The organism is Stenotrophomonas sp. STEN022 (genome assembly GCF_056760155.1).
The window spans coordinates 1-7162 of record NZ_JBRREG010000154.1 but is presented as its reverse complement, the minus strand read 5'-3'; the positions used below and the strand labels follow the sequence as shown (position 1 = coordinate 7162).

The 7162-nt window shown below is 64.0% G+C and carries 6 protein-coding genes; 5 read left to right on the top strand and 1 reads right to left on the bottom strand.

From position 1 onward, the window contains the following. The first annotated feature begins 120 nt into the window (after positions 1-120). The 5 genes from ACVOMF_RS20165 to ACVOMF_RS20145 all read left to right on the top strand — a co-directional run bounded on the left by ACVOMF_RS20165 (position 121) and on the right by ACVOMF_RS20145 (position 5277). Complete coding sequence (locus ACVOMF_RS20165) at positions 121-741, top strand: hypothetical protein (protein WP_481510849.1); 621 nt, start codon at positions 121-123, stop codon at positions 739-741. Between the two features lie 71 nt (positions 742-812). Continuing rightward, a complete protein-coding gene (locus ACVOMF_RS20160) occupies positions 813-1691 on the top strand; it encodes an HlyC/CorC family transporter (protein ID WP_282272562.1) in 879 nt (292 codons plus the stop codon). Between the two features lie 5 nt (positions 1692-1696). Then, positions 1697-2926 (top strand): lipoprotein N-acyltransferase Lnb domain-containing protein, encoded by a 1230-nt coding sequence (locus ACVOMF_RS20155; protein ID WP_481510850.1) that lies wholly within the window; start codon positions 1697-1699, stop codon positions 2924-2926. 14 nt (positions 2927-2940) lie between these two features. After that, on the top strand, positions 2941-3954 hold the full coding sequence (locus ACVOMF_RS20150) for a magnesium and cobalt transport protein CorA (RefSeq protein ID WP_481510848.1): 1014 nt from the start codon (positions 2941-2943) through the stop codon (positions 3952-3954). Between the two features lie 30 nt (positions 3955-3984). Continuing rightward, positions 3985-5277, top strand: coding sequence for a M24 family metallopeptidase (locus ACVOMF_RS20145; RefSeq protein WP_481510847.1), 1293 nt, complete (start codon positions 3985-3987; stop codon positions 5275-5277). Between the two features lie 308 nt (positions 5278-5585). On the opposite strand, the gene ACVOMF_RS20140 is transcribed toward ACVOMF_RS20145, so the two are convergent. Then, positions 5586-6953: an NAD-dependent succinate-semialdehyde dehydrogenase gene (locus tag ACVOMF_RS20140; RefSeq protein ID WP_481510846.1), complete on the bottom strand. Its 1368-nt coding sequence runs from the start codon at positions 6951-6953 to the stop codon at positions 5586-5588. Positions 6954-7162 lie beyond the last annotated feature (209 nt).

Sequence of the window (7162 nt, the reverse complement as noted above, 5' to 3'; positions counted from 1 at the left end):
CGCTCTGGGGCGGGGTCCGTGCCGCCGCGAGCGCCGCCCGCCCCTGGGGCGCCCGCCCACTACCTTGTAAGACAGCGCCGCACCGCGATGCCGCTATCATCGGCATCAGGACTTCACCGAATGAATGCCGTGCGCTCAACCTGCCTGCTACCACTACTGCTCATCGTCGCCGGCTCGGCACAGGCCCAGCCCGCCATCGACCTGCCCGCCCTGATCGAGTGTCGGCAGAGCGTCAACGAGTTCGCCGCATTGGCGCCGACCGTCAATGATCCGTTGAAGGCGATAAGCCTCGGTTGGCGACCCTTGCCGCAGGGCAATCTGTTCATGGCCGAGTACACGCTGAACACCCCGATCACGGTGTTCGGCCACAGCGCCGACCATATCGCCATGGCCGGCGGCACCATCATCGCCATCCTCGACATGCCCGACCCGCGCCCACTGGCCAAGCAACTGGAACTGGAAACCGGCTACGACGCACCGGACAAGTTCATGGCTGGCCGCGAGCTGGTCAGCCGCGATGTCAACGACGCCAAAACCGGCGAAGCGCTGATTGAATCGGTGATCCTGGGCGTGTCCACGGTCAAATCCCACCCGGGCAAAACCCTGGCCGGCTGCACCTACAGCCTGGACCTGCCGGCCGAGGGAGAAGCTACACCTGCGCCAGCCAAACCAGCCGATACCCCGGCCGATGTACCGCAGGTGGCCCCAAGCGTGCAGACCCCCAACCCACCGGCGGCTTGAACAGGCCACGGCAAACATCCTGCTAGACTTGCAGGCACCGCCCGGCGTGCCGGGTGCAGTCAAACCAAGAGATGTCTGAAGACGACAGTAGTACCTCACCCGAAAACGGCGAGAAGAAACGCAGCTGGCTGGAGCGCCTGGGTTCGGCGTTCTCCAGTGAACCCCATACCCGCGACGAGCTGGTTGGCATCCTGCAGACGGCACAGCAGGACGGCCTGATCGCCGCAGACACCCTGCGGATGATGGAAGGCGCCATTTCGGTGGCCGAGCTGACCGTCGGCGACGTGATGATCCCGCGCTCGCACATGGTGTCCTTGCCGGTAGACCGGCCTTTCATCGAGCTGATGAAGCAGGTGGTCGATTCCGGCCACTCGCGCTTCCCGGTGCACGGTGAGAACAAGGATGACATCCTCGGCATCCTGCTGGCCAAGGACCTGTTGCGCGGCGTGGTCGCCGACAACAGCCACGCCAGCGTGCGCGAGCTGTTGCGTCCGGCGGTGCTGATCCCCGAATCGAAGAAGCTCAATGTGCTGCTCAAGGAGTTCCGGCTCTCGCGCAACCACATGGCGATCGTGGTCGACGAGTACGGCGGCGTTGCCGGTCTGGTCACCATCGAGGACGTGCTGGAGCAGATCGTCGGCCAGATCGACGACGAGCACGACGAGACCGAAGACCACACCTCGCAGATCGCCATCCTCGCCGATGGCCGCTATGTGGTGGACGCGCTGACCACCATCGGCGACTTCAACGAGCGCTTCGGCGCCGAGTTCTCCGATGACGATTACGACACCATCGGCGGCCTGGTCACCGAGGCCGTTGGCCATCTGCCGGAAATCGGCGATGAGCTGACCCTGGAGCGCTTCGTGTTCCGGGTGGCCAAGGCCGATGCACGCCGCGTGCAGGCCTTCCACGTGACCATCCTGCCACCTGAAGACCAGGACGAAGCTTGATCACCCTGCGCCTGCCGCGGCTGCTGTCCGCGTTTGCGTCGTTGTTCCTGCTGCTGGCCGCCATGGCCAGCAGCGCACAACCTGTCGCCAACCAATCCAGCGAAACCAGCACACAGCCGGCACCACGCATCGGCGTGGTGACCATGCTACCGGGCGAAGTGTTCTTTGAACGCTTTGGCCATGACGCCCTGGTGGTGCTGGACCCGGTAACGGGGCAGGCAACTTCGTACAACTTTGGCTTCTTCGACCCGTCCGAGCCGGACTTCATCGGCAACTTCGTGCACGGCAAGATGATGTATTACCTGGTCGCACTACCACTGGAGCAGGACCTGGCGCAGTACGAGAGTGTCGGCCGCGGGGCAAACATCCAGTGGCTGGACCTGCCGCCGGCGCAGGCACAGGCGCTGGCTGATGCACTGGCCGAACGGGCCAAGCCCGAGAACGCGCGCTATCGCTACGACTACTTCACCGCCAACTGCGCCACCATGGTGCGCGACAGCCTGGACCAGGCCATGGGCGGCGCCCTGCAATCGCAGCTGGCGGGTCGCTCGCGTGGCAACAGCTACCGCAGCGAATCGGTGCGACTGGCGTCGCCTTCGCCGTGGATGTGGCTGGGCTTTGACATCGGCCTGGGCCCGAATGCCGACCAGCCGCTGTCGCGCTGGCAGGAAGCCTTCGTGCCCATGCGCCTGGCCGACAGTCTGCGCGAGGTGCGCAACAGCGAAGGCCGGCCACTGGTACAGGCCGAGCAGGAACTGCTGCCGCAACGTCTGCCGCCCGAGCCAAAGGAAAAACAGCGCTCCTGGTGGCCGTGGCTGCTGGTCGGCCTTGTGGTTGCCGCTGCGCTGTACGCCGCACGCCGCAAGCCGCGCCTGATCGGCGGATTCGCACTGCCGTTCTGGCTGTTGTGTGGCGTCGCCGGTGGCCTGCTGACCTTCCTGTGGGGTTTCAGCGAGCACCAGGCCGCCTGGGCCAATCGCAACCTGTTGCTGCTCAGTCCGCTGGCATTGCTGCTGCTTCCCGGCGCATGGAGCCTGCTGCGCGGGCGCCAACCGCGCACCTGGTTCCGGGTCGTCCTGTGGCTGATGACCGGCATTGCGCTGCTGGCGTTGCCGCTGCATTGGCTGTCGCTGCAGGCGCAGTTCAACATGCAGTGGATCGTGCTGCTGCTGCCCATCCACATCACGCTGGCGCTGATCCTGGGGCGCCGCAGCTTGGCGTTACCGGCCAGCTGAGGCACGATGCCGGGATGACTACCGGCATCACTCCAACTCCCGCCCAGGCCAACCCGGCCTGCGTGATCAATTGCACCTGGTACGGTGCCGACGGCACACAGCGCCCGCTCGATCTGGACAGCATCAGCGATGTACTCGCCGACGACGCCAAGGGCTTCGTCTGGGTTGGTCTGTACGAGCCCAGCGACGCGATCCTGGACAAGGTGCAGGAAGAATTCGACCTGCACCCACTGGCGATCGAAGACACCCGCAAGGCGCACCAGCGGCCCAAGATCGAAACCTACGGCAATTCCTTGTTCGTGGTGGTGCACACCGCGCAGGTGGTGGATGAGCGCATCCGCTACGGCGAAACCCATGCCTTCCTCGGCCCGCGCTTCCTGGTGACGGTGCGTCACGGCGCCTCGCTGTCTTATGCCCCCGTGCGTGCGCGACTGGAGCAGGAGCCCGAGCTGCTGGCGATGGGCCCCTCGTTCTGCCTGTACTCGGTGCTCGATGCCGTGGTCGATCACTACCTGCCGATCACCGACAGCTTCCGCGACACCCTGGACCTGTTGGAGAAGAACATCTTCGCCGACACCTATGAGCGGCGCACGGTAATCCGCCTGTACGAACTCAAGCGCGAGCTCAACAAGATGCGGCTGGCGGTGGCGCCGCTGCAGGATGCCCTGGCCCAGTTGCAGCGCAATCAGGCACAGTTGATCAACGAAGAAGTTCGGCTCTACCTGCGCGACGTGCAGGACCACGCAGCCCGGGTCAACGAAGCCATCGACACCTTGCGCGAGATGCTGGGCACCGCACTGAGCGTGAACCTGTCGCTGGTGACGCTGGCGCAGGGCGAGACAGTCAAGCAGCTCGGTGCCTGGGCAGCACTGCTGGCTGCACCAACCCTGGTCACCAGCTGGTACGGCATGAACTTCGCACACATGCCGGAGTTGGCCGGGCGCTTCGCCTATCCGCTGTTGATGCTCGGTGTCGGCGTGATCTGCGTGGTGCTGTACCGCCTGTTCAAACGTTCCGGCTGGCTTTGACCAGCTACCCAGTCTTTCCAGAGAGCAACCATGCAACACGACCACTCCAATCCCGCACGCCGCAATTTCCTGCGCAATACGCTGATCGCCAGTGCCGCGGCCCTGCCGTTGTCACAGTTGGCGTCAGCACAGACGGCCGGCAGTAGCGACACAACCCTGCCGGAATCGATGCGTTCCCTGAAGTCGGTCGCCGCCCAGGTTGTGCCGATCGGCAACGATGAGCGCATCGCGCGCGTGGCCAAGGCCCAGAGCCTGATGGCCGAGCACGGCATCGATGCGGTGTTCATCGGCGCGGGCAGCTCGCTGACCTATTTCACCGGCATGCATTGGTGGGACAGCGAGCGCCTCACCGGTGTGATCATTCCGCGCAGGGGCGAGCCGGTCTACGTGACACCGGAGTTCGAGCGCGTGCGCACGCTGGAGCAGATCAAGCTCGGCAACGATGTGCGCGGCTGGCAGGAAGATGAGGACCCCTACGCCCTGGTCGCCAAGGTGCTGCGTGACATGGGCCATGCCACCGGCACCTTGGGCATGGAAGAAGCTGTACCCTACTTCCGTGCCAAGGGCATTGCCGACGCCCTGCCACAGGCCAAGGTGGTACCTGCATGGCCGGTGGTAGCCGGCTGCCGCCGGGTAAAAAGTGCGGCCGAGCTGGCATTGATGAAGCTGGCCAATGAAGCCACGCTGGCGGTATATGAAGCTGTCTGGAAGGCCTTGAAGCCGGGCATGACCGAGCAGGACATCAGCGGCCTGCTGGCCATGGCCTACGCACGTACCGGGCTGAATGGCGATGCCAGCGTCAACGTCGGCAAGTACACCGCCTCACCGCATGGCTCGGACAAACCGCAGCACCTGGTCGAAGGCACGCCGATCATCTTCGACGGTGGCTGCCGCGCCGGTGGCTATACCAGCGACATCACCCGCACCGTGGTGCTGGGCCAGCCCAACGACGAGATCCGCAAGGTGTTCGACATCGTGTTGAAGGCACAGACGGCGGCATTGAATACCGCACGCCCGGGCGTGGCTATGGGCGATGTGGATGCAGCTGCCCGCAAGGTGATCAGCGATTCCGGCTACGGCCCGGACTACCGCTATTTCAGCCACCGTCTCGGCCACGGCATCGGCCTGGACATGCACGAATGGGATTACCTGGTTCGCGGCAACAAGCACTTGCTGGAACCGGGCATGACCTTCAGCGACGAACCCGGCATCTACATCCCGGACCGCTTCGGCGTGCGCTTGGAAGACATCCTCTACGTCACCGAAGATGGTGCCGCGCTGATGACCCCACAGAGCAAGTCCATCGACCAGCCGTTCGGTTGATGAGAGCGGCGTCTTTTGTAGGAGCGGCGTAAGCCACGAAGCCACTGCAACATAGGAAACCGCAGAGCTCTACCCCTCCCCAACCCTCCCCTTGGCCTTCGGCCAAAGGGAGGGAGCTGCATCCGTAGTGCCGAGCCATGCTCGGCAGAGGCGTTACCAGCAGCCCATGTCAGAGCGGCGAACGCCGCGAAGTCACTGCTAGTCCAAACCTTGCCCAGCCTGCAATCCAGCGCACTGCAGTTGCAGATTTTCGTAAGCGCTCATGAGCTGCCAGCTTCGCGACTCACGCCGCTCCTACAAGCTGGGCATCAGGCCACATAGACCGTTTTGATGTTCATGAACTCATGAATACCCGGCCCGGCCAGCTCGCGCCCAAATCCAGACCGTTTGGTGCCACCAAACGGCAGCCGCGCGTCACTCTTCACCACTGAATTGACGAAGGCCGCACCGCATTGCAACTGCATCGCAACGTTTTCACCGCGCAGCACATCGCGTGTCCAGACGCTGCCACCCAGGCCGAAGCTGGTGTCATTGGCGACGCGAACCGCTTCGACTTCATCCTTGACCCGGATGATCGCCGCCACTGGCCCGAACAATTCCTGGTCATACGCCGGCATGCCGGGGCCGACGTTATCCAGGATCGTGGCCTGATAGCCCGCATTGCTACCAGCTACCGGTGAACCGCCCAGCAGCACCTTCGCACCCTTGTCGACGCTGGCACGCACCTGCTTGTGCAGTTCGTCGCGCAGGTCAGCGCGCGCCATCGGCGCGAGGGTGCTTTCCTCGTCCTGCGGATCGCCGTACACGCGCGCCTGCGCGCCCTCGATGTAGCGCTGCACGAAAGCGTCAGCAATCGAGTCAACCAGGACGAAGCGCTTGGCAGCAATGCAGGTTTGGCCAGCATTGTCGAAACGCGATCGCACCGCCGCAGCCGCGGCGAGGTCCAGATCTGCATCATCCAGCACCACGAAGGCATCACTGCCACCCAGTTCCATCACACACTTTTTCAGCTGGTCGCCCGCGTTGGCCGCAATCGACCGCCCCGCACGCTCGCTGCCGGTCAGCGTGACCGCCTTGATGCGACGATCACGCAGCACCTCGGCGGCCTGATCGTTGTCGATATGCAGCACATCGAACACACCTTCCGGAATACCGGCCGCGATAACCACCTCGCGCAGCAGGTCCGCACAGCCGGGCACATTGCTGGCGTGCTTGAGCAGGGCGACATTGCCGGCCATCAAACCCGGTGCAAGGAAGCGGATCACCTGCCAGATCGGGAAATTCCAGGGCATCACCGCCATCACGCAGCCGATGGGCTGGTAGATCACGTAGCTGCGCTGGGCCTCGGTGGGGATCGGCTGCGGCTTCAGATAATCGGCCGCGTGGTCAGCGTAGTACTCACAACCGGCGGCGCTCTTCTCGATCTCGGCCAAGGCCTCGCGGCGCAGCTTGCCCATCTCGGCAGTCATCACGCGCTGGATCTCGTCGCGGCGCTCGCGCAGGCCTGCAGCAACCTTGCGCAGATGGTCACCACGCTGCTCCAGCGACAATGCCGACCATTGCGGAAACACCGTTTCAGCTGCGGCCAGTCGCTGCTCGATGCCAGCGGCAGTCAGCAGCTCGACCGTCCGCACGATCTCGCCATTGAAGGGATTGATAGTCTGATACGACGCCATGGACTCACCTGCATTCAACGAATGCAGGGATGGTAGCGCCGCGAATGTTGCGCGCAGGTAAATCCTGTGTAGGCCCTGTAGTGCCGAGCCATGCTCGGCAGGGGCTTTAGCAAAGATCCAACAGCCGCTCCGGTCATTGCGGGAGCGGCGTCAGCCACGAAGCTGGTGATTCATCAAATCGCCACGATTCGGGTGATTTCAAGATTGCC

What these genes read in the sequence shown, in the direction of transcription:
- ACVOMF_RS20165 (WP_481510849.1), top strand. Translation starts at nt 121, where the DNA reads ATGAATGCCGTGCGCTCAACCTGCCTGCTACCACTACTGCTCATCGTC.
- ACVOMF_RS20140 (WP_481510846.1), bottom strand. Translation starts at nt 6,953, where the DNA reads ATGGCGTCGTATCAGACTATCAATCCCTTCAATGGCGAGATCGTGCGG.
- ACVOMF_RS20145 (WP_481510847.1), top strand. Translation starts at nt 3,985, where the DNA reads ATGCAACACGACCACTCCAATCCCGCACGCCGCAATTTCCTGCGCAAT.
- ACVOMF_RS20160 (WP_282272562.1), top strand. Translation starts at nt 813, where the DNA reads ATGTCTGAAGACGACAGTAGTACCTCACCCGAAAACGGCGAGAAGAAA.
- ACVOMF_RS20150 (WP_481510848.1), top strand. Translation starts at nt 2,941, where the DNA reads ATGACTACCGGCATCACTCCAACTCCCGCCCAGGCCAACCCGGCCTGC.